The organism is Streptomyces sp. NPDC086835 (genome assembly GCF_044745705.1).
Lineage (GTDB): Bacteria > Actinomycetota > Actinomycetes > Streptomycetales > Streptomycetaceae > Streptomyces.
Genome location: NZ_JBIVAU010000006.1, coordinates 337,106 through 361,974 on the forward strand (window position 1 = coordinate 337,106; position 24,869 = coordinate 361,974).

Here is a 24,869-nt window from a genome sequence, read left to right on the forward strand (position 1 = left end):
GGTCGTTCCGGATGATCCGGAGCGGCCCCGGGCCGTCTTACAGATGCGTGTCGAAAGCCTGGAGCGGGTCGCGCACGAAGGGCGGCCGGCTGTGGAGCGCGATCTCCGCGCGCACCACACTGCCCAGCTCCATCCGGTGCGTCATGATCCGTGTCGCGTAGGCGTCGACGAGGCGCAGGCCGCGCCCGCAGGGGACGTCGGCGTCGAGCGGTTCCTGCCTTCTGGTCACCCGGTGTTTCCAGCAGCCACCGTCCATGACCTCGACCGTCAGCGCGTCGCCCCGGACGCTGATCACCGTGGACACCCATGGGCTGCCGCTGTGCAGCACCACGTTCGTGACCAGTTCGGTGACGATGACGGACAGCGCCTCGTCGAAGTGCTCGGCCAGTCGCCATCGGCGTGCGACTGCCCGGGCGAAGCGCCGGAGTGCGCGTGCGGCCTCCGGCGTGGCGGGCATGGCGCAATGAGCCAGGCTTCGCAGCGCGGAGGTGGGCCCGGCCCGCCCAGGGGCAGGGCTCGGTGCACGTTCCATGGCAATCACATGGGCTCCTGTTCGGTCGGGCGGCGTCGCCCTGACTCAGGTCCAGCGGCCGGGGAGTCCTTCTCCAACCTGGCCGTCGAAAGCCACGCAGCTGTTCTGCGGCAACCCCAACACTCGTATCCGGACACCTCCCGTTCAATCAGGGACACTGAAACCCGTATACGTAAAGAATCGAAATGCCTTGGAATCTCCGAGGAGAGTGATTCGGTGGACACATGGAGTGACGAGGCGGCCGGCCGGTGGCTGGAGCGCGTGCTCGCGGGGCCGTCCGCCGACGAGGCCGCGCTGCTGCTGGTCGAGGGCCAGGCCGGGACGGGGAAGACCCGCCTCGCGACGCGTCTGGTGGACGGCGCCGCGGCCCGGTCCGTGCGCAGTGTGTTCGTCTCGTTCTCGTCGTCCGGAGCCACCGTTACGTGCCGGCCGCGGCCGAAGACGGCCGAAAGGGCGGCGGCGGGCAGCGCCCCGCAGCAGCCGCCCGCCCCCGCCGATCTGCCGGGAGCCCTGGCCCCTCTCCTCGAACGGCGCGAGCGCTTCCTGCTCGTCGCGGAGGACGTCCACCGCGCAGACCGCCCGGCCCTCGAACTCCTGCGCGGGCTCCTTGACCGGCCGCCGGACCGGCTCGCCGCGGTCGTCACGTACCGCCCGGAGGAACTGCGCGAGCCCGGCCTCGCCCTGGGCAGAGGGGCGCACTTCCCCGCCTCCCTCGCCGTGCTGCGGCTGCGGCTCGGCCCGCTCGACGCCGAGCAGGTCCGCGAGCTGGTCGCGGAGGGACTCGGCACGAGCCGCTGCCCGTCCGACCTGGTCGCCCGCGTCCAGGAGCGGTCCGGCGGCGTGCCGCAGGTCGTCGCCGACGTGGTGCGGCTGATGCGCGAGTCGGGCGACGGGCGGGAGCGTTACTCGGTCAGGGACCTGGAGGCGGCGGGCGTCCCGCCGCGTCTGGCCGAACTCGCCCTCGGCCGTACCGCTGCGCTCACGGAGCGGGCCCGGCACGTCGCCTGGGCCGCCGCCGTGCTGGACGAGCCGGTGGAGGCGGACGAGCTCTCCGCGGTAGCCGGTCCGGACGGCGGCGAGGGCACGAAAGCGCTGGTCGAGGCGCTGCGCGCGGGCGTGCTGCGGGAGGACACGGAGGGCCGTTACGGATTCTTCGTCCCGATGGCGGCTACAGCGGTGTACGGGCAGGTGCCGGGCCCCGTCCGCCGCGAGATGCACCGCAGGGCCGCCACGGCCCTCGGTCGCAGGCACCCGGTGCCGTGGGTGCCGCTGGCCCGCCACCGCCGGCACGGCGGTCAGACGAAGGCGTGGCTGCGGGCCGTGGAGCACGCGGCGCTCCAGTGCGCGGCCGACGGTGAGCACCAGGCCGCGATCGACATCCTCGAGCGGGCCCTGTCCCGTCCGACGGTGCCGCCTGCCGCGAGGGCCCGGCTCGCGCCGCTGCTGGCGCACAGCGCCGTGCTGGGCCTGCGGAGCGACCAGACGGTGACGGTGCTGCGGCAGATCCTCGACGAGCAGTCCCTGCCTGCGGCCGTGCGGGGGCAGATCCGGCTCGACCTCGGCCTGCTGCTGTGCAACCAGGCGGTCGCGGGCATGCAGGGCTGGCTGGAGCTCCAGCAGGCGGTGGAGGAGCTCGAGGAGCGGCCGCTGATGGCGGCCAGGGCCATGGCGGCGCTGGCGATGCCGCTGCTGTCGACGGTGCCGTTGGAGCGGAACCTGTACTGGCTGGAGCGCGCGGAGAAGGCCGGCGCGGACAGCGGCGACGAGGAGGCCCGTACGGCGGTCGCCGCCAACCGGGCGGGGACGCTGATGTACATCGGCGATCCGGCGGCCTGGCAGGTGCTGGAGCAGTTGCCGAGCCAGACGGAGGACGCCGCCTGCCGGCAGCACGTCGCCCGCGGGCTGTGCAACGCGGCGGACGGAGCCCTCTGGCTGGGCCAGCTCGGTCCGGCCCGCGGACTTCTCGCCGAGGGCGTGGACCTGGCGGCCCGCAGCGGAGCGACGTACGTCGAGCAGGGCGCCCGCGGCACCTCGCTGCTTCTGGACTGGGCCGAGGGCGACTGGTCGGAACTGACCGGCCGGGCCCGCGCGTTCGTGGCGGAGGCGGACACCATGCCGGGCCAGGGTGTCGACGGCCGTACCGTTCTCGGGCTGATGGCGATCTCCAGGGGCGAGTGGCAGCAGGCGACGGCGTGGCTGGCCGGCGACGGCTCGCGGGAGACGGACGGTTCCGCCGTGCCGCACGTGGCGGCCGCGTCCGGGGCGCTGATCCGGATGGCCCTGGTCCGTGACGACGTCGAAACGGCGGTCGCGGAGGCGTCGATGGCCTGGGACCGGATCCGGGACAAGGGCGTGTGGGTGTGGGCCGCGGAGCTGGCGCCGTGGGCCGTCGACGCGACGCTGCGCGCGGGCAGGCGCGACACGGCGCAGGGGATGATCGACGAATACGAGGCGGGCCTCGTCGGCCGCCAGGCCCCCGCGTCGTCGGCGGCGCTGAACTGGTGCCGCGCGCTGCTCGCCGAGGCGGACGGCGACACGCGGGCCGCGGCCGAACAGTACCGCCGGGCGGCCCTCGAATACGCGGGCATGCCACGCCCGTACGCGACGGTGCTCGCCACCGAGGGGGCCGCCCGCTGCCAGTTGGCCTCGGGTACGGAAACGGCCGCCGTGGTGGCCGAACTGACCTCGTGCGTCGAGCAGTTGACCGAGCTGGGCGCGGTCTGGGACGCCGCCCGCATCCGTGCCGAGCTGCGGGCGCACCAGCCCGCCGACGAGCAGCGGCCGCGTGGCCGGCCGAGCTACGGCGACCGGCTCTCGCCGCGCGAGCAGGAGGTGGCGGACCTGGCGGCGACGGGTCTGACCAACAGGGAGATCGCGGCGACGCTTCATCTGTCGCCGCGTACGGTGGAGCAGCATGTCTCCAGGGGCCGGCGCAAGCTGGAGTCGCAGTCCCGGCAGAATCTTTCACGGACACGCGCCCAGCGCCCCGAATGAGCCGGGGCGGCCGGCGGGCCGGCGCGGCGGGCAGGACCGCCGAGGGCCAAGTGGCACACGGGGCCCGGTCGATTCTTTGCGTATAGGTAGATGAGCGGGTCCGTATAGGCAGTACCGGTCCGGCAGCCCTAGTTTCCGAGTGTGCCCGGGGCTGCCGGGATGCCGACCGACCACGCCGCAACCCCACATGTGGCCGTTGTCGGGACGCCATGGGATTCCCGGCCCCGGGCACGACACGTCTCTCGCCGTGTACGGCGTACGCACCCGGCTGCCCGCGGCCCTCCCCGCGGCCCCCTCCAGGCACCGGTCACGCCGCCACCAGCAGCACCCCCGCGTAGGACAGCCCCGCCACGACCAGCCACGCCGACAGGCCGAGTGCCGCGACCCGGCCTCCGGTGCGGGTCAGGGAGCGCAGGTCGACGGCGCTGCCGAGTCCGAACAGGGCGGCGGCGAGCAGCAGTTCCTGCGCGACGTGCGCCACCTCCAGCACCGCCCCGGACAGCAGCCCGGTGCTGCGCAGGGCCACGGCGGCGAGGAAGCCCACGACGAAGAGCGGCACCAGCGGCACCCGTCGCGCACCGCTCGCCCCCTTCGCGGCCTTGTTCCCGCGGCGGGCGGCCAGCGCGACGACGGCGACGAGCGGGCCGAGCATCGCCACCCGCATCAGCTTCACGAGCACGGCCTCGCCGAGCGCGGCGTCCCCCGCGGTCTGCGCGGTGGCGACAACCTGGCCGACGTCATGGACACTGGCACCGGCCCAGCGGCCGAACTCGGCGGCACTGAGCCCCAACGGCCCTTGAAGGAGGGGAAGTACGGCGATCGCGAGCGTCCCGCAGAGCGTGACCAGCGCGACGGAGGTGGCCGCGTCCCGTTCGTCGCTGTCCCGTACCTCTCCCACGGCGCCGATGGCCGACGCGCCGCAGACGGCGTATCCGGTGGCGATGAGCAGCGGCTGGTCACCGGGCAGTCCCAGCCGCCGGCCGAGCCACCAGGTCCCGAGGAGTGTGGCTGTCACGACGCCGAGCACCATGGCGACGGTGGTCCAGCCGAGGCCGCGTACGTCGTCGAGGCCGAGCCGCAGGCCGAGGAGCACGATCCCGGCGCGCATCAGCCGTCGCCCCGCGTACGTCAGCCCCGGCCGGGCGGGCCCGCGTACGGCCGCCCGCAGGCGGGGCAGGTGCGCGGCGGCGACGCCGAGTACGACGGCGGCGGTGAGCATCGGCACGCCGGGCAGGATCCGGTGGACGGACCAGGCAAGGGCGACGCCGAGGGCCGCCAGCGCGAGTCCTCGCAGCCGGGTTCCCTCGGCGCGGGGCCGGGGAGGTGCGGCGGGCCGGTCCCGCAGGAGCGCCATCAGCAGTCGGCCGGCAGGGCGTAGACGCGGCGGACGCTGCTGCCGATCCGGGATATGTCGGCGCCGTAGACGTGCAGGGAGATCGCGGTGGCGGGGCCCGGGTTCCAGACCCGGTGGATGTCTCCCGGTGGAGCGAAACCGCAGAAGTCGCCTTGCCCGCTGACCACATCGGCGGTGGCGACGAGCCGCGCCGTGCCGTCCGCGCGGGCGGCGGGCACGAGCCGGTAGCGCCGCTCCTGCTCCTGGCCCTCGTGGACGCCGGTGGTGCACCAGGAGACGTGGTCGTGCACGGAGGTCCCCTGTCCGGGCAGCCAGACGAGCGCGACGACGGAGAAGCTGCCGTCGTGCTCGGCGTGCAGGAGGTGCTGCCGGTAGCGGTCCGGGTCGCTCTGCCGCTGCTCCGCGGTGAGCAGGTCGGGGGCGCCCAGGTGCGGCGCCAGGCGTTCGCCGACCAGGTACGCCGTCGGGTCGGGCGGCAGCCCGCGCCCGACCACCTCGCGCACGCCGGCAATGAGGGCGTCGAGACGTTCGGTGGCACGGGGGGCCGTGAATGCGCTCGGTGCGGTCGGAGCCGAAGTCATACCGGCAAGCCTCGGACGGCTGAGCCATTACGTCCAACGACTGTTTCTTCGGTTTCCCCAAGCTCTGCTTATGCATGGCCCCGGGGAGCCTGCCCGGCTGCCGGGCCGGTCAGCAGCCGGTCTTGTTCGCGGCGACCGTCCTCAGTTCCTCGAGGACGAGCGCGGTCGCGGGGATGCGCAGATGCTCCTTCAGGACGTACGCCGAGATCTTGCGCCGGGAGGCGGGCTGGAGCGGGCGGCCGGCGACCTTGGCGTGGCGCATGAAGTTCAGGACGAGCGCCGGGATCATGGCGACGCCGAGCCCTTCCGCGACGAGGCTCTGTACAGCCAGGTTGTCGTCCGTCATGAAGGCGATGTCAGGGACGAAGCCCGCCTCCGCGCACTCGTGGAGGAGGTTGGCGCGGCACCGCGGGCAGCCTGCTATCCAGCGCTCCCCCGCCAGGTCGGTGAGCCGGACGACCCGCCGCCGCGCGAGGTGGTGCCCGCCGGGCAGCAGCACGGTCATCTGGTCCTCGAGGAGCGGGATCTCCACCAGCTCCTCCGGCACCTCCTCGTGCAGCCCCGGGTAGGTGAACGCGAGCGAGATGTCGCACTCGCCCCGCGCCAGGCGCCGCAGCGACTCGGGCGGCTCGTTCTCGAGCAGGTCGACGCGGATGGCGGGGTGCGTGGCCGTGAGGCGGGCCAGCGTCTCGGGGACAAGGGTGGAGTTGGCGCTCGGGAAGGCGCAGACGCGGACCCGTCCGGCACGCAGCCGGGTCAGGGCGTTCATCTGCTCCTGCGCGGCCGACATCGAATCCAGGATCGCCGTCGCGTGCCTGGACAGCGCCTCGCCCGCCTCGGTGAGCCGCATGCCCCGGCCGACCCGTACGAACAGCGGTGAACCGACGTCGCGCTCGAGGGCCTTCATCTGCTGCGTGACGGCCGGCTGGGTGTAGCCGAGGGCACGCGCGGCCGCCGAGTACGAGCCGGTCCTGACCACTTCGTGGAACGTCTTGATGTGCCGGGAATCGAACACCGGTGCATCATAAGCGGATTTTGGGGGGCCACAGCCCTCGGCCGCCGGCACTGCGCCGTCCCCTGCCCCGCCCTCCACCACCTCAGGCCGCGACCCTGCGGACCGCGACCCGTCCGTGCGTCCGGCCGTCCCGTCCGGCTACGGCTTCCGGGCCACCGCGCCGTACAACGAGATCACGGCGTTCTCGTCGACGCTCTCGCCCACGGCGAGCTCGGGGTGCCAATCGGTCAGCTGGACGATCCCGGGCTCCACCGGCTCCAGGCCGTCGAAGAAGCGGGCGATCTCGTCCCGGGTGCGCGGCGCGAGGGTCACGCCGCCGGCCGCGTACATCACCACGCCCCGCCCGACGGCGACGGGATCGAAGTCGGCGGTCAGCTGGGACAGCACGAGGTAGCTCCCGGAGGGGAGCGCGTCGACGAGCCGGGCCACCAGGTCGTAGGGACGGTCATCGTCGCCGAGGAAGTGCGTCAGCGCCACCAGGGAGAGGGCTACGGGCCGCGTGAAGTCCAGGCTCTTGCGAGCCTGCTCCAGGATGCGCCCGGGGTCGCGCACATCGGCCTGGACGTAGTCGGTGATCCCCTCGCGGCTGCTGCGCAGCAGCGCCTCCGCGTGGGTCAGCACGATGGGGTCGTTGTCGGCGTAGACGATCCGGGCGTCGGGGGCCATGCCCTGGGCCACCTGGTGGAGGTTGGGCTCGGTGGGGATGCCGGTGCCGATGTCGAGGAACTGGCGGATCCCGGCCTCGCCGGCCAGCCAGCGGGTGACGCGCTGCATGAACCAGCGGTTGGTCCTGGCGACATGCCGGGCCGTCCCGTCGACGCCCATGATCTGCCGGCCGAGCTCCTCGTCGACCGGGTAGTTGTCCTTGCCGCCGAGGAACCAGTCGTACACCCGGGCCGGGTGCGGCCTTGTGGTGTCGATCCGTGCTGCGGCCGGCTCGGTCCCGGTCATGCGGGGCTCCCTCACTGCTCGACGCCCGTTCTTCCCGGTCACGGGACGGTCGCACGATCTTCGCAGCACCGGCTTCACACGGCAAGCAACACCCTTACGCGGCACGGCAGTTGCGTCACAGAAGGGCGTCCCGGAAGCCCTGCCGCCACGACGGGTACCGCAGCTCCCAGCCGAGCTCCCGCTTGGCCTTGGCGTTGGAGAAGCCGCGCCCCTCGGTCATCATCGTCACCGCCACCTCCCCGGCCAGCAGCCGGGCCAGCCACTTGGGGGCCCGCATCGGCGGCTTCGCGCCCGCGCACGCCGCAAGATGGGGCAGCCACTCGGCGGCCGGGGCCGGCTCGTCGTCGACGATGTTGAACACGCCCTTGGCCCTTTGCTCCACGGCCAGGACGGTGGCGCTCGCCGCGTCGTCGACATGCACCCACGAGCTGTAGCCGGTACCGCCCCCGACGAGCGGGAACTGCCGCTTGCGCACGAGCTCGACCTGGTCGTCGGTGGCGCCCGGCCCGTAGAACCCCCCGTACCGCAGGGCCGCGCCGCCGGCCTTGACGACCACGTCGTCGACGTACCGGATCGCTTCCATCCCCGGGCGCGCCGCCGTCCCCGTCATCGGGTCGAGCGGGTCCTCCTCGGTCTTCACCCATCCGCCCTCGCGGATGCCGTTCCAGCTGGCGTAGCTCTGTGCGACGACGTGGGGCACGCCGGCCTTCTCGGCGGCGGCCAGCAGGTGGTCCGTCCCCTCGGTGCGCAGCCGGTTGGTGGTGGCGAACCAGCGGTCCATGTGTTTCATGTCGGGCTTGCCGGCGTGCGCCATGGAGATCGCGGTCATCTGGTGCACGATCGCGTCGGGCCGGGCCCCGGCCACCGCCTCACCGACCGACGCCGCGTCCAGCCCGTCCATCACGACCGGGTCCGCGCCCAGCTGTTCCAGCAGGCCCAGCTTGGCCGCGCTCGTCGTCGTCGCCGTCACCTGATGGCCCCGGGCCACGAGCTGCGGCACCAGTCGCCGCCCCAGGACCCCGGCCCCGCCTGCCACGAACACTCGCACGATCATCACCCTTCCTGATTCCGGATCGGCCTCTCACACAAGAGACGAGACAGCCCGGCACGTCCGTGACATGGGACCGCGGCACCCGTGCCCACCAGTGCAGATCCTGCGATCGCGTCCGGTACGGCGACGGGCTCCTTAGAACCCCTAACAGAATGAGCTTGTCTCTTGGTTGGCGCGCGATCGGGTGAGGAGATCATTACTCTGCATGGGTGCTGTCATATGACGAGTTGACCCCGCCGGAGCGCGAGCTGTGGGATGCCTTCCCTGAGGGGCGTCGAGTTGATCTGCGTACAGGCATGCCCGAGGCGGACGCTCCCGCTGCGGGTGCTCGATGGGGTCCCGAACGCACGGTTCGCGCGGCCGTCGTGGCGGCGCTGCTGCTCGGCGCGAACGACGATCGGTCTGGTGGCGTAGCTGCCCTGCGACTCGCCGGGGCACGTATCACCGGCCGTCTTGACCTGTCCGGGGCGGAGATCCGCCACACGTTCTCGCTGGAAGGCTGTCGGCTGGACGAGACGCTGCGGCTGCACGGGGCCACGACCCGGACGATCGAGATCACGGACAGCTGGGTTCCGGGGATCGATGCCGAACTCGCACGGATCGAGGGTGACCTGGATCTGAGGCGGTCGACTGTCGAAGGTGGCTCCCTCATACTCGTCAACGTCCGTATGGCCGGGAATCTCCTGCTTGTGGATGCCCAGATCTCAAGCCCGGAAGAATGGGCAGTGATCGCGGGCGGCCTCGTCCTGGACGGCGGCGTCTTCGCCCGGCGACTCACCACACGGGGCGGGTTCCGGCTGCCTGGCGCTCGGCTGCTCAGCGGCCTGTTCCTGCAAGGCGCACGGCTGGAGAACACCGGGGGCGTCGCACTTGCCGCAGGTGGTGTGACCACCTCGACCGTGGACTGCTCCCAGGGGTTCACCGCACAGGGAAGTGTGCGGCTGCGCAGGGCTCGCATAGAAGGTCTGCTGACCTTCGAAGGAGCCCGCCTGAACGGGGACGGCACAGCGCTGGAGTGCGTGGCCATGCAGGTGGGGGACTTCGACTACAGAACCGCAGCACCGCTCTCAGGGCTGGTGGACCTCCGGGCCGCACAGGCCACCTGGTGCCAGGACAGCGAGCGGAGTTGGCCCGAGAAGGTGCTTCTGGAAGGGTTCACCTACGGCTCCATCCGGTTCCGGGATACGCCGTCCACAGCGGGCGAAGGCGAAACGCCCGTCAGTGACGAGGTGGCCCGTCGCCTGGCGTGGGTCCGTCGGAATCCCGGTTATGCCCCGCAGCCGTACGAGCAGCTCGCGGGCTGGTACCGGCGGATCGGCCACGACGACGACGCCCGCCGCGTGCTCCTGGCCAAACAGCGTCACCGGCGCCTCACCCTGTCCCTGCCGGCACGGGCGTGGGGGCACCTGCTCGACGTGACCGTAGGCTATGGCTACCGGCCGTGGTTGGCAGGCGTCTGGCTCCTGACGCTGACCCTGCTGGGCGCTCTGGTCTTCGGTACCCACTCTCCGACCCCGGTGAAGCCGGGTGAAGGCGTCCCGTTCCAGTCTCTGGTGTACACACTCGACCTCTTGATTCCCATCGGTGGTCTGGGACAGCGCGCGGGCTGGTACTGGTCGAACGACGGCCTCCAGTGGCTGGCCTACCTGCTGATCGCCTTCGGTTGGATGCTCACGACCGCCGTCATCGCCGGTGTCACCCGCACCCTGCAGAAGAACTAGCGATCGACAGCTGAGTTCAGGCGTCGCCAGCAGAGCAATGCGCATCCGAGGATGAGGAAGGCTTCGTGGATGTCGTCGCGGATCTCCCAACGGATCCGCAGGCGGCGAAACCACTGCAGGTGAGCGAAGGCACGCTCGACAACCCAGCGTTGGGTGCCAAGTCCGGAGCCGTGCTCAGTGCCGCGTCGCGCGATCATTGGCTTCACTCCCAGCGCGCGGACGAGGCGGCGGTACTAGTCGTGGTCGTAACCGCGGTCCGCGAGGACCACGTCCGGGCGGCGCCGGGGCCGGCCGCGCCTACCCCGCACGGGCGGCACTGCCTGGAGCAGTGGGACGAGCTGGGTGACGTCGTTGCGGTTGCCGCCGGTCAGGGTGACGGCGAGCGGGCTGCCGGTGCGTCGGTGATCAGATGATGCTTGCTACCTGTCCTGCCCCGGTCGACGGGGCTTCGTCCCGTCTTGGATCCCCTTTAACGCCCGGATGTGGGATCCGTCGACCGCAGCCTGGGAGAAGTCCAGGGCGTCCGCACTGCGGAGCCTGGCCAAGAGCGATTTGTGGAGCCGGGGCCACACGCCGGCGTCGGTCCACTCGGCCAGCCGGCGCCAGCAGGTCATGCCCGAGCCGAAGCCGAGTTCCTGCGGCAGGTGTTCCCAGGCGATCCCTGTGTGCAGCACGAACAGGATGCCCTGGAACACCAGCCGGTCCGGATGCCGCTTGCGTCCCGGATGCCCGGCCCGACGCTCCACCTTCGGCAGCAGCGGTTCGATTACCGCCCACAGCTCGTCGTCGACATCCCACGGCTTCCGCCGAGCCACCCCGCACCCCCAGATCAACAGCCCCGGAGTGATCTGACCACCTCGAGATCATTTCGTTGGGAGTCCTTAGACTGACGGCAACCCGAAACGGTACAAAGCTCTATATAACGATCCAGGACGCATCCTCTCCCTCGGGGAGCCGCTCCCGGGAGGCGAGCATGACCACCCGTCGCACCCCCCTGCCAGGCGTCGGCACCCAGTTCGACTTCAGCACGGAAAGCGGCCACCACGTCTCGGTCGTCGTCCACAACGACGGCCGTCGCTTCCTCGGCTTCTACGGCGCGGACGACCCCGACGCCTGCCTGCTCTCCGTGCCCCTGGGGCCCGAGGAGGCTACGGCGCTGGCCCATCTCCTCGACGCCGAACCCATCGACGCCGTACGGACCGACGGCATCGACCTCGTCACCGAGCACATCCCCGTCGGAGCCCGGTCGCCCTACTCGGGGCGGACACTCGGCGACACCCGCGCCCGAACAACTACCGGCGCGTCGATCGTCGCGGTGCTGCGCCGCACGGGGGCCCATCCGTCGCCCGGCCCCGGCTTCCGGCTCGCCACGGGCGACACGCTCGTCGCGGTGGGCACCCGGGAGGGCGTCGACGCCCTCGCCGAGATCATCGCCGGAGGCTGAGCGTGCACGACACGACGATGCTGCTGATCGAACTCGGCGCGATCCTGCTCGGGCTGGGCCTGATCGGCCGCTTCGCGGGCCGCTTCGGTCTCTCCCCCGTACCCCTCTACCTGCTCGTCGGGCTCGCCTTCGGCTCCGGCGGGCTGCTGCCCCTGAGCGCGAGCGGCGACTTCGTGGCCGTGGGCGCCGACATCGGCGTCATCCTGCTCCTCCTCATGCTGGGCCTCGAGTACAGCGCGTCCGAACTGGTCGACAGCCTGCGCACCCAGTACCCGACCGGTGCCGTGGACTTCGTCCTCAACGCCCTGCCGGGGGCGGGCGCCGCCCTGCTGCTCGGCTGGGGCCCGGTGGGCGCCGTCGCCCTCGGCGGCGTCACATGGATCTCGTCGTCGGGAGTCATCGCCAAGGTCCTCGCCGACCTGGGCCGCCTGGGCAACCGCGAGACGCCGGTCGTCCTGGGCGTCCTCGTCATCGAAGACCTGTCGATGGCCCTCTACCTGCCGCTGCTGACCGCACTTCTCGCCGGACTGGGCCTGGCGGGCGCGGGCATCGCGCTGCTGATCTCGCTCGGCACGGTCGCCCTCGTGCTCTACGTGGCCCTGCGCCACGGCCGGTTGGTCAGCCGGGCGGTCTCCTCCGACAACCCCGAGATGCTGCTGCTCGTCGTGCTCGGCCTCACCCTGCTGGTCGCGGGCGTCGCCCAGGAGCTCCAGGTGTCCGCCGCCGTGGGTGCGTTCCTGGTCGGCATCGCCCTGTCGGGCGAGGTCGCGGAGGGGGCGCGGAAGATCCTGGCGCCTCTGCGGGACCTGTTCGCGGCGGTGTTCTTCGTCTTCTTCGGCCTGTCCACCGACCCGAACGAGATCCCGCCGGTCCTGCTCACCGCCCTCGCGCTCGCCGCGGCCACCACGCTGACGAAGATCGCCACGGGCTGGTACGCGGCCCGGCGTGCTGCCATCGGCCCACGAGGCCGCTGGCGGGCGGGCGGCACGCTGGTGGCCCGCGGCGAGTTCTCGATCGTGATCGCGGGCCTCGCGTCGGCGGCCGAGCCGAGGATCGGCCCGCTGGCGGCGGCGTACGTCCTCATCCTCGTGTTCGTCGGCCCCCTCGCGACCCGCTGGACCGAACCCTTGGCCTCGTGGCTGCTCCGCCGCCCCCGCGCGGTGGCCGGTCGGCCTACGGACGCCCCGGCCGACTCGGCGACGGGCCCTGAAGCGGGCGCGCCAGCCAGCCCGGCGACGGGCGCTCCGGCCGACTCGGCGAGAGGGGCGGAAGCGGGCGCGCCCGAGGGGATCGCACGGTGGCCGAGCGGGCGGCGACGGAGGGACGACCGGTCCTGACGGGGCTCGCGCCGAGCGCCCGGGGGGATGAAGCCGCTGACGCCGCCTACTCGTCGGGCGCAGGCCGGCGCGGGCGCCAGCGCGGGCGGGGGCGCCGGACGTCGCGCACGAGGGCGTAGACCGCGCTGGCGAGGACGAGGACGCCGAGCCCGACCCACAGCGCCGAGGCGCCCGCCCGGTATTCGACGACGGCGCCGATGAGCAACATCGCGGCGACGAAGACGCCGAACGCGGAGATCAGTGTGCTGATGCGATGGGCCACCCGCCCATCCTTGCCGACGGCGACAGCCGTCAACCGACCGGGTCGGCACACTCCGGTGCGCCAGGGAAACGGTGCTGCGTCGGGTCGAGGAACCGGGCAGCATGGCGGAGTGGTTGATCTGCTGTGGGATGACGTGAAGTGCTTCTTCGACCCGGACCTGATCGGGTCGCTGCCTGACGTGCGTGTCCCTGGCGCTTCGGTGGAGGACTGGCAGGCAGTCCTCGATCTTGTCGCGGAGCGGGGTTGGCGATGCCGGTTCGCCGAAGGCGAGACGGAGCTTCCGCTGCCTCGGGCGGAGGTGGTGCTGTCGCGTGCGGCCGACGCGGAGTGCCCGAGCCTACGGGTCTGGCCGGCTGCCGAGGTTCTCGCGGTCTTCCGTTTCCATGCCGACGATGAAGTGGACTTCGATGTCGACCTGCGGGAGTTGCAGGGGCAGGAACGACTTGATGTGTTCTGCGACTCCTTCGGGCGATTGGACGACGGTTGGGCAAGCCGGTGTTGATGGATCCGGAAGGCGGCTACGGCCATCCGGTGCTCGGCTTCGACGTCGAGGCCGATCGAGTCGTCCTCCTCGCGGAGTCGCTGGTCACGTGACTGCGACCTGCGACCGGGATCGTTGGAAGGTGCCGTCGCGGAACACGGCGAAGACGACGTCGCCCAACGACGCATACGTTCCGCGCCCGCATCGAGCGCACGCCGTGAACGGGCATCGCGCCCGCCGATGTCTCCTTCCGACGCCCGCCCAGAGGCGGGTCCCGGGTGGTCCGCCACAACGGCACTCGACCTGGAGCGCGCTCCAGATCCCAGCATGGGCGGCATGAACACCACAGACCCCCGGATCGTCCTCGGGACAATGGACTTCGGCACCCGCGTCGGCCCCGACCGCGCCTTCGCGATCCTCGACTCCTTCGTCGCCGGCGGCGGTGTGTGGCTCGACACCGCGAACTGCTACTCCTTCTGGACCGACCCCAGCGGCGTCGGCGGCGCCAGCGAGCGCCTCATAGGCGCGTGGCTCCGGGCCCGCCCCGGCGCGCGTGACAGGGTGCGGATCGCGACGAAGGTCCGGCAGAACCCGCTCGTCCCGCACTCCTGGCCGAAAAGCGCCGAAGGACTCTCCGCCCGTGCCGTCCGCGCCGGGGTCGAGGAGAGCCTGGAGCGTCTCGGGGCCGATCACATCGACATGCTCTGGGCCCACGCCGAGGACCGCACCGTGCCGCTGGAGGAGACGGTCGGCGCCTTCGGCGAGCTCGTCACCAAGGGAGTCGCCCTGCGGGTCGGGGCGGCGAACCATGCCGCCTGGCGCGTCGAGCGTGCCCGGTCCCTCGCGCGGGAGCAGGGCGTGGAACCGTGGACGGCCCTGCAGCTGCGCCACTCACTGGTCCAGCCGCGCCCGCTCACCCCCGTGGCTGAGGGCGGCCACCGGATGCTCACCGCCGAGGACCTCGACCTCGCGCGGTCGGAAGGGCTCACCGTGTGGTCGTACAGCACTCTGCTGTGGGGTTCCTACGTGCGCCCGGACAAGCCGCTGCCGCCGACCTACGCCCACCCCGGGACGACCCGGGTGCTCGCGGTCCTGGACGACGTGGCCGGCGAGGTCTCGGCCACGAGGAACCAGGTCGTCCTCGCGTGGCTGATGCGGCAGGGGATCGACCCCATCGTCGGCGCGAGCCGGGTCGAGCACATCGAGCAGGCACTGGCCGCACGCCGTGTGCGGCTCAGCGACGAGCACTTGGCGCGCTTCGAGCAGGCGCGGTAGCGGCCGGTCGGAAGAGGACGCGTCATGACCACCACCCTCACTCCGGCAGCGGCCGCCGACCCCGTTCCATGGCGCGTGAGCGCACACGGCGAACGTGTCGGTGTGCCGTCGGTACTCCGCGTCAGGACGGGGCGAGGACGCAGAACTCGTGACCCTCCGGGTCGGCCAGGCACGTCCACGGGACGTCTCCCTGGCCGAGGTCGAGGTCGGTGGCGCCGAGCGCCCGCAGCCGGGCCACCTCCGCCGCTTTGTCGTCCCCGGCGTACGGCAGCAGGTCGAGGTGGACTCGGTCCGGCGCGGTCTTCGCGTCGGGAGTGCGGAGGAACTCGAGATACGGGCCGACACCCTTGGCGGAGCGCAGCACCGCATGATCGTCGGTCACCTCGTGCAGGGTCCAGTCCAGCGCCTCGTCCCAGAACCGGGCCATGGCCCGCGGATCGGCGCAGTCGACCACCACCCGGGCGATCGGCCCGGTGTCCCGGTAGGCCTCCCGGGGTTCCAGAACGCAGAACTCGTTTCCCTCCGGGTCGGCGAGGACCGTCCACGGCACGTCGCCCTGGCCCACGTCGGCGGGCGTCGCACCGAGAGCCAGGAGGCGCGCGACCAACTCCGTCCGATGGGCCGCGGAGGTGGTGGCGATGTCGAGGTGCACACGGTTCTTTGTCGGTGTCTTGGGCCCCGGGACGGGAACGATGTCGATGCCGAGGGCGACCGGGTCCGGCCAAACGAGGCCGCCGACGGGTCCGACGTAAGTGGTCACGCCGGGGCTGTACGCACTCCAGCCGAGCGCCTCCGCCCAGAACCGGCCGACCGCCGGGCAATCAAGAGCCTTGATGTTCGCCATAACAGGTCTCAGGGCCATGCCACCGATCCTATGCACCCGCCCAGCGACGACATCCGCACCCTCGCCGACCAGAGACCGACGTCGGCCTTGACGGACAACCAGACCGCCGGCTCCCACTCTTGGGCTCCGATCCGGACGGCTGCGGGGTTCGAGGAAGATCATCGGGCGATGGCTGCGGCTACCGGTGGCCGTTCCCGGCGCAGTACCCTGCCGAACGCTCAAGCCGCTCATCAGCGGTCCGTCGCCGCCTCCGGACCCGGTGGTTCCACTTCCGGATCAGCGACCAACGTGCGTGTGGCCGCCCGTTCAGGCGGACGCCCGGCCGCCTCCGGTGTCGAACACCCTGCGACGGCCCTCCCGATCAGGCAGGCGCCCCCTCCGTCTGCGGGTCCAGCGCGGCGCAGAGCCAGTCGTGCGCGGCGCCGGGCGTCGGCTGCGACGGGCCGAACAGCTCGGCGGCGAGCTGCCAGTAGCGGTCGATCCGAGGGTCCGCGGCGAGCTGGCCGGCGAGCAGACGGCGGAAGTCCGGAGTGTCGCGGGTGCCGCACGAGAGTGCGTAGGCGGCGACGAAACAGTCGAGTGCTTCCCCCTCGTGCGGCGGTCGCCGGTCGAGCATCTGCCGCGCCGCGAGCCTGTACGCCTCGCCGAGACCCTCGTAGAGCATGGCCGGGCGGTACCCCGTGTCCGGCTGGTGCACTGTCGGCTGGCAGTCCTCGTTGCCGTGGCAGGGCCCGGAGACGAGGGCGTGCAGCCGGGCGAAGGCCAGGACCTGGGCCGGGGCAGGGTCGGCCGGCGGCTGCGGGACGGCCTGATCGACGATCGCGGACACCACGCGCGCCGGGAGCCGTGCGGGCAGCCAGCGCCGCCAGAAGCGCGCCAGCACGGCCGTGCTGGGCGGGGCGGTCACGGAGCCGATCAGCCGCAGGCGGTCCACGCGTTCCTCAGGGGTGCAGTCCTGGAGGAGTCGGAGGGCGGCCTCCCGCCAGCGCAGGGCGGTCATCCGGGAGCCGATCTCCCGCAGTTGCCCCGCGACGACGTCCTCCAGCGCGTCCTCCTGGTCGAGGACCCTGCCGACGTCGGGGACCGGCAGGTCGAGGGTGCGCAGCGAGCGGATCAGGCGCAGCCGTTCGATCGCCTCCGGGCCGTAACGCCGGTGGCCCCCGCTGCTGCGGGCGACTTCGGGCAGCAGTCCGCAGTCGGAGTAGAAGCGGACGGTCTTGACGGTCACGCCCGCGTGCTCGGCGAGCTCTCCGATGCTCCACAAGCCGTCAGGGGACAAGTTGAACCTCCCTCAGGGGGAGTTCCTACGGTACCGGCGAGCGCGGACGGCCTGGTCGGCCGGTCGTGCGGACCATGTATACGAGGAGACGCGATGACGGTTTTCATCCTGGTGTCGGAGGCCTTCACCGGCGGCTGGATCTGGCGCGACGTGGCCGCGGGGCTCCGTGGGTCGGGCGCCGAGGTGCATCCCGTGACGCTCACGGGCATGGGCGACCGCCGCCACCTGGCGGGCCCCGACACGGACCTGGAGACGCACGTCCAGGACCTGGTGCAGCTGATCGACCATCTGGACCCCGTTCCGGCGGAACCGGCGGCACCGGACGTGGTGTTGGTCGGTCACGGTTACGGCATCCACCCCGTACTGGGCGCCGCCGACCGCCGACCGGGGCGCGTCGCCCGGATCGTCCACCTGGACGCGGGCATGCCGCAGGACGGCGACGCGGCCCTCGCGCTGGTGCCGGACCGGACGGTCCGCGACCTGCTGGCGGACGGGACGCATGAAACGGGGACGACGGCAGAAGGAGCTGCCGGGGCAGGGGCAGCGGCGGAGGACGGGCTGATCCCTCCGCCGCCGGCCGGCGAATGGCAGCGGTGGGGCAGCACCGTCGGAGTCCCGGCGGACGCGCTGGCGCGGCTGGCCCGGCTCGCCGCCCCGCAGCCGAAGGGCACGCTCACCCGGCCGCTGCGGCTTTCGGGCGCGCTGTCCGAGGTGCCGACGACCGGCGTCCTGTGCACCGCCAACGGTTCGAGCATCGCCATGGTCGAGGGCCTGGTCGGCATGGGCGACCCCCGCCTCCAGGTGCTCACCGACCCGCGGGTGACGTTCTTCGAACTCGGCACCGGGCACTGGCCGATGCTCTCCACGCCGGGCGAGCTGGCCGAGGTGCTGCGCCGGGCCGCCGCCGGAGAGGGCCACCGGATCTCCCCGTCGGTGAGCGAGCAGCCCGCGCATCTGCGGCCGTTCCTCATCGACCTGCCGGAGCGGCACCGCATGCGCACGGGACGGGTGGACCTCTACCTCCCCGACGCCGACGGGCCCCGCCCGGCGGTGGTCTTCGTCCACGGCGGCCCCGTCTCCGCCGAGGTGCGCCCCACCCCGCGGGACTGGCCCGGCTTCGTGGGCTACGGCTCGTACGTGGCGTCGCTGGGTGCGGTGGGCGTGACGCTGGACCACCGGCTGCACGACCTCTCCGACTACGGGCGGGCCGCGGAGGACGTCGCGGAAGCGGTGGAGCTCGTACGGGCCGATCCGCGCGTCGACGGGGAACGAGTGGCGCTGTGGTTCTTCTCCGCCGGCGGGCTCCTGTCGGCGGACTGGCTGGCGGCACCCCCGGCGTGGCTGCGCTGCGTCGCGGCGACGTACCCGGTGCTCGCGCCCTTGCCGAACTGGCCGCTCACCGACTCCCGGTTCCGCCCGGCGGCCACCGTGCGCAGGGCGGGCCGACTGCCGGTCGTACTGACCCGGGTGGAGCTGGAACGGCCCGAGATCGCGGCGACGGTCGAGGAGTTCCTGACCGCCGCCGAGGACTGCGAGGCCGCTGTCGAGATCGTCGACGTGCCGCAGGGCCACCACGGCTTCGAGACGATCGACCACACGGAGGAGGCGCGGGAGGCGGTGGCCCGGGCGGCCCGGGCGGTGCTGGGGCATCTGGAGGGCTGAGACGCCGCGACGGGGGTGAGCATGTGGCCGGGCCGGCCACCGGCCGGACGACTGCGTTCGATCGCCGCCCGCCGGAAGCGGTCGGATGAGATCCTGGACCGGCCCGCGCGCAACCGTGAGGGAGACCCGCCTCCACGGGAACCGTCCGCCGGGAAGCACCCGGCGGGTCCCGCCGGTCGGGAATCCGCGCGCCGGGCCACCGACGAACCCGGATGAGAGCGCACCGAGTTGACGACCGACACGAACGACTTTCAGGCGAAGGAACGTCGGGGCAGGACCGAGTCACATGTGCGCGGTCTGATGCTCGGTCTGGCGCTCGGGGAGACGCTCGGCGCGGCAGGCGACGCGTTGCCCGCCGCCGGGACGCTGCGGGCGGGTGTCGCCACGCAGTTGGCCTGCTTCACCGCAGAGGGGATCATCCGTGCCATGGTGCGCGGTGCGCACAAGGGCATCTGCCACCCGCCGTCGGTGCTCTGGCACGCGTACTGCCGGTGGGCGGCGCTCCAAGGGATCGACCGGGACCGTATGGCCGCCCGCTGGGGCACGTTCTCCGGCGGTGATTGGCCGGACGGGTGGCTCGCCGAGGTCCCGGCGCTCGCGGCACGCCGCGGCACGGCTCCCGCGACCGTGGAGGCGCTGTCCGGCGGGGAGCAGGGCACGATCGACAAACCCGCGACGACGAGCCGTGGTTGGCACGCCCTGGGCCGTACGCTGCCGATCGCCGCGCTCATCGGCCCGCGCGACGTACGCTCTTCGATCGCCCAGGACCGGGAGATCGCGGCACTCACCCACGGCGACCCCGCCGCCGGGTCCGCCGCGGCACACGCCACCATGTTCCTGCGCCGCTGTATCGCCGGCGAGGGCGTCGTGGAGGCGCTGCGTTCGGCGCTCACGGCCCTCGGACCGGCCGAAGGGCCGTCCGACGGACCGGCCGTGTCCGCCGCCGAGGACGAGCAACGCCGACTGGCCGCTGCGCTGGACCGGTCCGCGGCCGACCCCGCCGACCCGGAAGTCCTCAGGCGGCTGGCTCCCGACCCCACCGCTCCGTCGGCGCTCCTCGGCGCCCTCTACGTCGCCGGCTCCTTCCCGGGCCGCGACCAGGTGCGGGCGGCGCTGCGCTTCGCGTCCACCGCACCGGACGGCGCGTCCGTGGCCTGCACGACAGGCGCCTTGCTGGGTGCCGCGCACGGCGCGGAGGCGCTGCCGCTGGACCTGGTGAGCCGCCACGAACTGGGCTGGGTGCTCGACACCCTGGCGCGCGACCTGGTGACCGAGCAGTTCGACTCCCCCAGCGGCAGCGAGTACGCGCGGGGATGGGACCCACACTGGTGGGGACGGTATCCGGGCTGGTGACCGGGATGACCGGGTCGGCGCCTCTTGACGGTCCCGCTGATGGGGCGAGCGATGACTCCTTGTCGCTGTGGCAGTCCCACTTCTGACCGCACACGCGAGAAGGTGGCCCGATGACCGATCTGCACAACGTCCTGAGCGAGCACGTCGATACCGAGTCCCTCCCCGGCGCGGTGGCCATGGTCGCGCGGGGCGATCAGGTGGACGTCCAGGCCGTGGGCCACGTCGACGCCGAGCGCACGGCCCCGATGGCCAGGGACACGATCTTCCGTGTCGCCTCGATCACCAAGCCCGTCGTGGCCGCGGCGGTCATGATGCTCGTCGAGGACGGCAGGATCGCGCTGGACGACCCGGTCGGGACGTGGCTGCCGGAGCTGGCCGCGCCCATGGTCGTCCGCACGCCGGACAGTCCGGTCGACGACGTGGTTCCGGCGGAGCGGCCGATCACCGTGTTCGACCTGCTGACCTCCCGTGCCGGGTACGGCTTCCCGTCCGACTTCTCACTGCCGGCGGTCGAACCGCTGGTCAGGGAGCTGAAGCAGGGGCCGCCGCAGCCGCAGGCCGTCCCCGGGACGGACGAGTGGATGGCGGCGCTGTCCCGGATCCCGATGCTCTACCAGCCGGGCGAGGCCTGGCTGTACAACATCTGCTCCGACCTCCAGGGCGTGCTGATCGCCAGGGTCTCGGGCAGTTCGCTGCCCGACTTCCTCGCGGAACGGCTCTTCGAGCCGCTGGGCATGACCGACACCACCTTCGAGGTGCCACCGGCCAAGCGGGACCGCTTCACCAGCTACTACCGGGTCGACCCCATGGGGGCCCTCGAGTTGGCCGACACGCCGGACGGCCAGTGGAGCACGCCGCCCGCCTTCCCGTCCGGCGCGGGCGGTCTCGTCTCGACGGTCGACGATTACCACGCCTTCGCGCGCATGCTCCTCGACCAAGGGGCGACGTCGTCCGGCGGCCGCCTGCTCACCGCCGAGTCCGTGGGACGGATGACGACCAACTACCTGACCCCGTCCCAGCGCAAGGCAGGTGGCCTGTTCCTGGAGGGCATGGGCTGGGGCTTCGGCGGTGCGGTCGACGTGGAGCCGGTCGAACCCTGGAGCGTCCCGGGCCGCTACGGCTGGGTCGGCGGCACGGGCACGGCCGCCCACATCACCCCGTCCACGGGCACCGTCACGATCCTCCTCACGCAGCTCCAGATGTCCGAGCCCTCGTTCCCGGAACTGATGCGGGACTTCTGGGCGTACGCGGCGGCGTCGAGCTGATCCCGGCCTTACCCACTGACGCCCAGAAGGCCACCGATTCAGCCACCTCGCGCACTCATGGCGTGGCTCGGCCTCCCGATAGGAGTTCGACGTGTGCGGCCGTAGTGCGACTCACATTCACGAGTTGAGCGGCGGTGCAGGACCATTCGGTGAATCCGGGTGGCGGCGCTGCCGGTCGCAGAGACGTCCCACGGGGCGACGAGGAGAACCTGAAGGGCCCCCTCCAGGCAAGCGTCTGTCCGCCATGCGTGAAGGACGATCGGCGGCGCAAAGTCGCATGGATGGAGCGCTGCCAGTGAATCGCTACCTGCGGTTTCGGGTCCTTGAATCTGAAGTGCAGACGGAAGCCGCGCTGGGGCGTACGGACCAGCGGTCGGCGTGCTGGCCGGGCACCTGCGAACGCCGCGCCGGAAAGAAGTCGTAACAGCCGAGGGCGCAAAGCCGCCGGGCTTCCCCTCGAGGGGAGCCCGGCGGGCTCCATGAAGACGGCGCGGGGCCCGGAGTGCAAGCAAGGATGCCGGCCCGTGCGACGGTCCCGTACGGGTGAGCGCGTCGGCATCTACCGGCCGCGCCTGCTGCCCGCCGAAGCCCCGATCCACCCGCCAACTCCCCCGTCATCACGCAATCTTGATCACTACGGCGCCGACTGCCCCTTAAACTCGGTGACAGGTGTTCAAGACTTCCGGGGGGCCGGCGAAGTGACCACAGCGTTGGGCGCAAGCACCATCACTCTTGCCCTGGTGGCGGGCTACGCCGGCTCCGGCAAGTCCGAGGCCGGGAAGATCCTGGCGTCCGCCACCGGCTGGGCGATGCTCGACAAGGACACGCTGAGCCGGCCGATGACCGAGCGGCTCCTCGAGGCCCTGGGCGGGGACCCGGACGACCGGCACAGCCCGATGTATCTCGAGCACGCCAGGCCGCTGGAGTACGCCTGCCTCATGAAGTCCGTCTGGGAGAACCTCGAATGCGGCATCTCCGTGGTGGCGGTGGCGCCGTTCCTCGCCGAGAGTGCCGACGCCCAGTGGACGGCGCGCGTCCGGCGCAGGTGCGGGAGGATCGGGGCCCGATTCGAAACACTGTGGGTGGACAGCGACTTGGAGTCCATGCGTGACCGGCTCATCTCACGCGACGCCTCCCGCGACACGTGGAAGCTCACTCACTGGCCCGAGTACACGAGCGGCATCGACATCGATCGCCGGCCGGTGGTTCCCCACCACGTGATCGACAACCGTATCGGCGCTTCCCGCCCGCTGGCCGAGCAGGTCGAGTCCGTCGCACAACGGCTTCTGGGGGACGCGTGAGCGCAGTCGTCCTGTACGGGCCGCCCACCTCGGGCAAGGACACCGTGACGGCAGCTCTGCAGGCCGTCGACCCCCGCTTCCGGCTGGTGACGAAGCTGAAGCAGGGATCCGGACGGTCGACGGGATACCGATTCGTGTCGGCCGAGGAGCTCGAATCGCTGCGCCGGCAGAACCGGATCGTCGTGGAGACCCGGCGCTACGGCAACATCTACGCCGTCGACCGCCAGTCCCTGACAGAACCTCAGGACCACGGTCTGGTCCCCGTCACGCACATCGGCAATGTCGCGGACATGCGCACGCTGCTGAGCGGTGCGCAGGTGCAGTGGTTGCGCGTCCTGCTCTGGGTGCCGAGGGACGTGTGCGAAACACGCTCACGGCAACGCGGGGACACCGACACGGCCAAGCGGCTCACCGCCTGGGACGAGACAGCCCAGGACCTGCTCGGCTCCGATCTACGGAACCTCTTCGACCTGGTCGTCCGCACGGACAGGTCGGACGCAGAACGCACAGCCAAGGACATCGCGGCAGCAGTGGACCGGTCACCGCAAGCCGTGTATCCCGAGGACCTGCTCGCGACGCTCGGCCTCGACCCTGGCCCACCCGCACGAGCCCACATGTGACCTCGCACCGGCACGGGCAGGCCGTGGAAGCGAACGACCACCGCCACACGCAGCAGGGGGATGCTCGTGGGAACCATCAGAACGCTCGAGGACCTGGCCAGAATCGGCCGGCAGCGAACCGTCGCCGACCGCTGTGTGCACCTTCGCCACGACGAAGTGACGACCGACCTCCTACTGGACAGCGTGTCCGGCGACCGCATCTTCCTGGACCGCCTCAGCGTGGACGGGACGCTGACCGTGCGGTCATGCCACATCGACGAGCTCGTCATCGACCATGCCCAGGCGGACGCCGTGCTGGTGGTCAACTCCCGGATCGGGCGCCTGACCATCCGGAACGCTTCGATGGGCTGTGACGTCACGGTCACGGACACCGCCTTGGACTTCCTGGCTCTCCACTCCTGCGGGGCCGTCCGGCTGGAGCGGCTGCGTGTGGAGGAACTGGTGCAGATCAACGCCCTCCGTGGGCCGGTCAGGATCAGTAACACCCGGCTTTCGGCACTGACGGTCCGCAGCCAGGTCACCGGCGGCCGCCTCGGCCGCCCACGCGTGGAGGTCCGGGGCCTGCGCGCCCGCGAGGACATCACCTTCGACGATCTGTGGCTGTCCGCCCTCGAACTCGACGGGGTCGACACCCCGGAGCTCACCCTGCAACGCGTCCGTCTGGACCAGCCGCTTCGGGCGAACGAGCTGCGTTGCAGCGAAACCGTGCGTGTCAACGGCCTGGTGATCCCCGCCGAGGACAGCACGATCACCAACAGCACCGTCCGGGGCCCGGTCGACGTCCACGGTCTGAAGACCGATGACAGCGGCGGCACGGACGCCGACGGGGCGACCGCCCGTCTCGCCCTGCACAACACGACGGTCCTGTCCCTCACTTCGTCCTCCGAGACGTCGTCGGTGATCAGCCTGCACGGTTCCTCAGTGACCGGAACCCTCGGGCTGCCGGCCGGCGCCTCCCGCTACAGCCTCGACGACTCCTCCAGCATCGGGGACATGGAGTTGGCCGGGCAGGTGTTCCGCGACGGGCGCCAGATCGTCTCGTTCCTGGAGCGCTCGTTCACCGAAGTGAGCGCCGTGGCCCTGGAGTCCGTCCGGTCCGCTCTGGCAAGGCGGAACCGCAACCGTGAAGTCGATCAGCTCTACTACCTGGCCAGACAGCGCGAGGCCCGCCTCCTGCCGCCGTTCCGTCGCGGCATCACACGCGGCCTGCTCGGGGGGGTGCTCGGCTGGGGTGTGCGGGCCCGCAACCCGGCCCGCGTACTGGCCGCGGGTGTGCTGCTGACGACGGTGGTGCTCCACCTGGCGGGTGCGTTACGCGCCCCTGGGCAGGGGCTGGCGGACGTCACTCTCGCGGGGAAGTCGTTCGTGCTGGCCCTGGCACTGTGGCTGAACGTCGGCACCGGGATGCCCTCGGAGTTGAAGACCGCCGGATGGTCCGCGCTCGCTGTCTCGTTCACGGCCGCGGGGATGCTGTTCACCACGCTCATCGTCGGCATCGTCATCCGCAAACTGGTGCGTTGATGAGCTGGAGCAGCCGGATGGCAGAG

20 protein-coding genes and 2 pseudogenes are annotated in these 24,869 nt (G+C 71.9%); 12 read left to right on the forward strand and 10 right to left on the reverse strand.

The genetic code is table 11. The annotated features are described in order from the left end of the window. Positions 1-37: 37 nt before the first annotated feature. Positions 38-457 (reverse strand): ATP-binding protein, encoded by a 420-nt coding sequence (locus ACIPJI_RS21610; protein ID WP_402248067.1) that lies wholly within the window; start codon positions 455-457, stop codon positions 38-40. 291 nt (positions 458-748) lie between these two features. Between ACIPJI_RS21610 and ACIPJI_RS21615 the strand changes: the two genes are divergently transcribed. Beyond that, positions 749-3,526, forward strand: coding sequence for a LuxR C-terminal-related transcriptional regulator (locus tag ACIPJI_RS21615; RefSeq protein WP_402248069.1), 2,778 nt, complete (start codon positions 749-751; stop codon positions 3,524-3,526). A gap of 307 nt (positions 3,527-3,833) precedes the next feature. Here ACIPJI_RS21615 and ACIPJI_RS21620 read toward each other — a convergent pair whose 3' ends face one another. The 5 genes from ACIPJI_RS21620 to ACIPJI_RS21640 form a co-directional block, all read right to left on the reverse strand. Continuing rightward, positions 3,834-4,880: a YeiH family protein gene (locus ACIPJI_RS21620; RefSeq protein ID WP_402248071.1), complete on the reverse strand. Its 1,047-nt coding sequence runs from the start codon at positions 4,878-4,880 to the stop codon at positions 3,834-3,836. Continuing rightward, positions 4,880-5,461 carry a cysteine dioxygenase family protein gene (locus ACIPJI_RS21625; RefSeq protein WP_356619728.1) on the reverse strand — a complete coding sequence of 194 codons (582 nt, stop codon included), beginning with the start codon at positions 5,459-5,461 and terminating at the stop codon, positions 4,880-4,882. Before ACIPJI_RS21625 ends, ACIPJI_RS21620 begins: the two co-directional genes overlap by 1 nt. A gap of 109 nt (positions 5,462-5,570) precedes the next feature. Then, entirely contained in the window at positions 5,571-6,476 is a 906-nt protein-coding gene (locus ACIPJI_RS21630) for a LysR family transcriptional regulator (protein WP_307709474.1), read from the reverse strand. Between the two features lie 138 nt (positions 6,477-6,614). Next, positions 6,615-7,427 carry an SAM-dependent methyltransferase gene (locus tag ACIPJI_RS21635; RefSeq protein WP_402248073.1) on the reverse strand — a complete coding sequence of 271 codons (813 nt, stop codon included), beginning with the start codon at positions 7,425-7,427 and terminating at the stop codon, positions 6,615-6,617. Between the two features lie 115 nt (positions 7,428-7,542). Beyond that, positions 7,543-8,481: an NAD-dependent epimerase/dehydratase family protein gene (locus tag ACIPJI_RS21640; RefSeq protein WP_402248075.1), complete on the reverse strand. Its 939-nt coding sequence runs from the start codon at positions 8,479-8,481 to the stop codon at positions 7,543-7,545. Between the two features lie 206 nt (positions 8,482-8,687). On the opposite strand from ACIPJI_RS21640, the gene ACIPJI_RS21645 reads away from it, so the two are divergent. After that, positions 8,688-10,199 carry an oxidoreductase gene (locus tag ACIPJI_RS21645; RefSeq protein WP_402248077.1) on the forward strand — a complete coding sequence of 504 codons (1,512 nt, stop codon included), beginning with the start codon at positions 8,688-8,690 and terminating at the stop codon, positions 10,197-10,199. Here the strand turns inward: ACIPJI_RS21645 and ACIPJI_RS21650 are convergent. Then, positions 10,196-11,014 (reverse strand): annotated as a pseudogene (locus tag ACIPJI_RS21650) (IS5 family transposase). The gene ACIPJI_RS21645 and the pseudogene ACIPJI_RS21650 sit on opposite strands and share 4 nt — an antisense overlap. A gap of 158 nt (positions 11,015-11,172) precedes the next feature. On the opposite strand from ACIPJI_RS21650, the gene ACIPJI_RS21655 reads away from it, so the two are divergent. Next, positions 11,173-11,643, forward strand: a complete 471-nt coding sequence (locus ACIPJI_RS21655) for a TrkA C-terminal domain-containing protein (protein WP_356619736.1) — start codon at positions 11,173-11,175, stop codon at positions 11,641-11,643. Between the two features lie 2 nt (positions 11,644-11,645). Further along, a complete protein-coding gene (locus ACIPJI_RS21660) occupies positions 11,646-12,980 on the forward strand; it encodes a cation:proton antiporter (RefSeq protein WP_402248079.1) in 1,335 nt (444 codons plus the stop codon). Between the two features lie 46 nt (positions 12,981-13,026). On the opposite strand, the gene ACIPJI_RS21665 is transcribed toward ACIPJI_RS21660, so the two are convergent. Beyond that, a complete protein-coding gene (locus tag ACIPJI_RS21665; protein ID WP_402248081.1) occupies positions 13,027-13,242 on the reverse strand; it encodes a hypothetical protein in 216 nt (71 codons plus the stop codon). Between the two features lie 109 nt (positions 13,243-13,351). Here ACIPJI_RS21665 and ACIPJI_RS21670 point away from each other — a divergent pair. Next, positions 13,352-13,836 (forward strand): annotated as a pseudogene (locus ACIPJI_RS21670) (hypothetical protein). Between the two features lie 223 nt (positions 13,837-14,059). Next, positions 14,060-14,998, forward strand: a complete 939-nt coding sequence (locus ACIPJI_RS21675) for an aldo/keto reductase (protein WP_402248082.1) — start codon at positions 14,060-14,062, stop codon at positions 14,996-14,998. 121 nt (positions 14,999-15,119) lie between these two features. On the opposite strand, the gene ACIPJI_RS21680 is transcribed toward ACIPJI_RS21675, so the two are convergent. Together ACIPJI_RS21680 and ACIPJI_RS21685 are read right to left on the reverse strand one after the other, a co-directional pair. Next, positions 15,120-15,860: a VOC family protein gene (locus ACIPJI_RS21680; RefSeq protein ID WP_402248084.1), complete on the reverse strand. Its 741-nt coding sequence runs from the start codon at positions 15,858-15,860 to the stop codon at positions 15,120-15,122. Positions 15,861-16,203: 343 nt separating this feature from the next. Beyond that, positions 16,204-17,121: a MerR family transcriptional regulator gene (locus ACIPJI_RS21685; RefSeq protein ID WP_402248086.1), complete on the reverse strand. Its 918-nt coding sequence runs from the start codon at positions 17,119-17,121 to the stop codon at positions 16,204-16,206. Positions 17,122-17,214: 93 nt separating this feature from the next. On the opposite strand from ACIPJI_RS21685, the gene ACIPJI_RS21690 reads away from it, so the two are divergent. The 6 genes from ACIPJI_RS21690 to ACIPJI_RS21715 all read left to right on the forward strand — a co-directional run bounded on the left by ACIPJI_RS21690 (position 17,215) and on the right by ACIPJI_RS21715 (position 24,843). Beyond that, entirely contained in the window at positions 17,215-18,783 is a 1,569-nt protein-coding gene (locus ACIPJI_RS21690) for an alpha/beta fold hydrolase (RefSeq protein ID WP_402248088.1), read from the forward strand. 228 nt (positions 18,784-19,011) lie between these two features. Next, entirely contained in the window at positions 19,012-20,136 is a 1,125-nt protein-coding gene (locus tag ACIPJI_RS21695; protein ID WP_402248089.1) for an ADP-ribosylglycohydrolase family protein, read from the forward strand. Between the two features lie 110 nt (positions 20,137-20,246). Further along, entirely contained in the window at positions 20,247-21,401 is a 1,155-nt protein-coding gene (locus tag ACIPJI_RS21700; RefSeq protein ID WP_402248090.1) for a serine hydrolase domain-containing protein, read from the forward strand. Between the two features lie 698 nt (positions 21,402-22,099). Then, positions 22,100-22,702, forward strand: a complete 603-nt coding sequence (locus ACIPJI_RS21705) for an AAA family ATPase (protein WP_356619758.1) — start codon at positions 22,100-22,102, stop codon at positions 22,700-22,702. Then, positions 22,699-23,322, forward strand: a complete 624-nt coding sequence (locus ACIPJI_RS21710; protein WP_402248092.1) for a guanylate kinase — start codon at positions 22,699-22,701, stop codon at positions 23,320-23,322. Before ACIPJI_RS21705 ends, ACIPJI_RS21710 begins: the two co-directional genes overlap by 4 nt. 60 nt (positions 23,323-23,382) lie before the next feature. Beyond that, complete coding sequence (locus ACIPJI_RS21715) at positions 23,383-24,843, forward strand: hypothetical protein (RefSeq protein ID WP_356619762.1); 1,461 nt, start codon at positions 23,383-23,385, stop codon at positions 24,841-24,843. The last annotated feature ends 26 nt before the right edge of the window (positions 24,844-24,869 follow it).

Bases quoted from the DNA above. Each gene is read 5' to 3' on its own strand.
- ACIPJI_RS21610 (WP_402248067.1), bottom strand. From the start codon at position 457: ATGCCCGCCACGCCGGAGGCCGCACGCGCACTCCGGCGCTTCGCCCGG.
- ACIPJI_RS21620 (WP_402248071.1), bottom strand. From the start codon at position 4,880: ATGGCGCTCCTGCGGGACCGGCCCGCCGCACCTCCCCGGCCCCGCGCC.
- ACIPJI_RS21625 (WP_356619728.1), bottom strand. From the start codon at position 5,461: ATGACTTCGGCTCCGACCGCACCGAGCGCATTCACGGCCCCCCGTGCC.
- ACIPJI_RS21635 (WP_402248073.1), bottom strand. From the start codon at position 7,427: ATGACCGGGACCGAGCCGGCCGCAGCACGGATCGACACCACAAGGCCG.
- ACIPJI_RS21640 (WP_402248075.1), bottom strand. From the start codon at position 8,481: ATGATCGTGCGAGTGTTCGTGGCAGGCGGGGCCGGGGTCCTGGGGCGG.
- ACIPJI_RS21655 (WP_356619736.1), top strand. From the start codon at position 11,173: ATGACCACCCGTCGCACCCCCCTGCCAGGCGTCGGCACCCAGTTCGAC.
- ACIPJI_RS21675 (WP_402248082.1), top strand. From the start codon at position 14,060: ATGAACACCACAGACCCCCGGATCGTCCTCGGGACAATGGACTTCGGC.
- ACIPJI_RS21680 (WP_402248084.1), bottom strand. From the start codon at position 15,860: ATGGCCCTGAGACCTGTTATGGCGAACATCAAGGCTCTTGATTGCCCG.
- ACIPJI_RS21690 (WP_402248088.1), top strand. From the start codon at position 17,215: ATGACGGTTTTCATCCTGGTGTCGGAGGCCTTCACCGGCGGCTGGATC.
- ACIPJI_RS21700 (WP_402248090.1), top strand. From the start codon at position 20,247: ATGACCGATCTGCACAACGTCCTGAGCGAGCACGTCGATACCGAGTCC.
- ACIPJI_RS21715 (WP_356619762.1), top strand. From the start codon at position 23,383: ATGCTCGTGGGAACCATCAGAACGCTCGAGGACCTGGCCAGAATCGGC.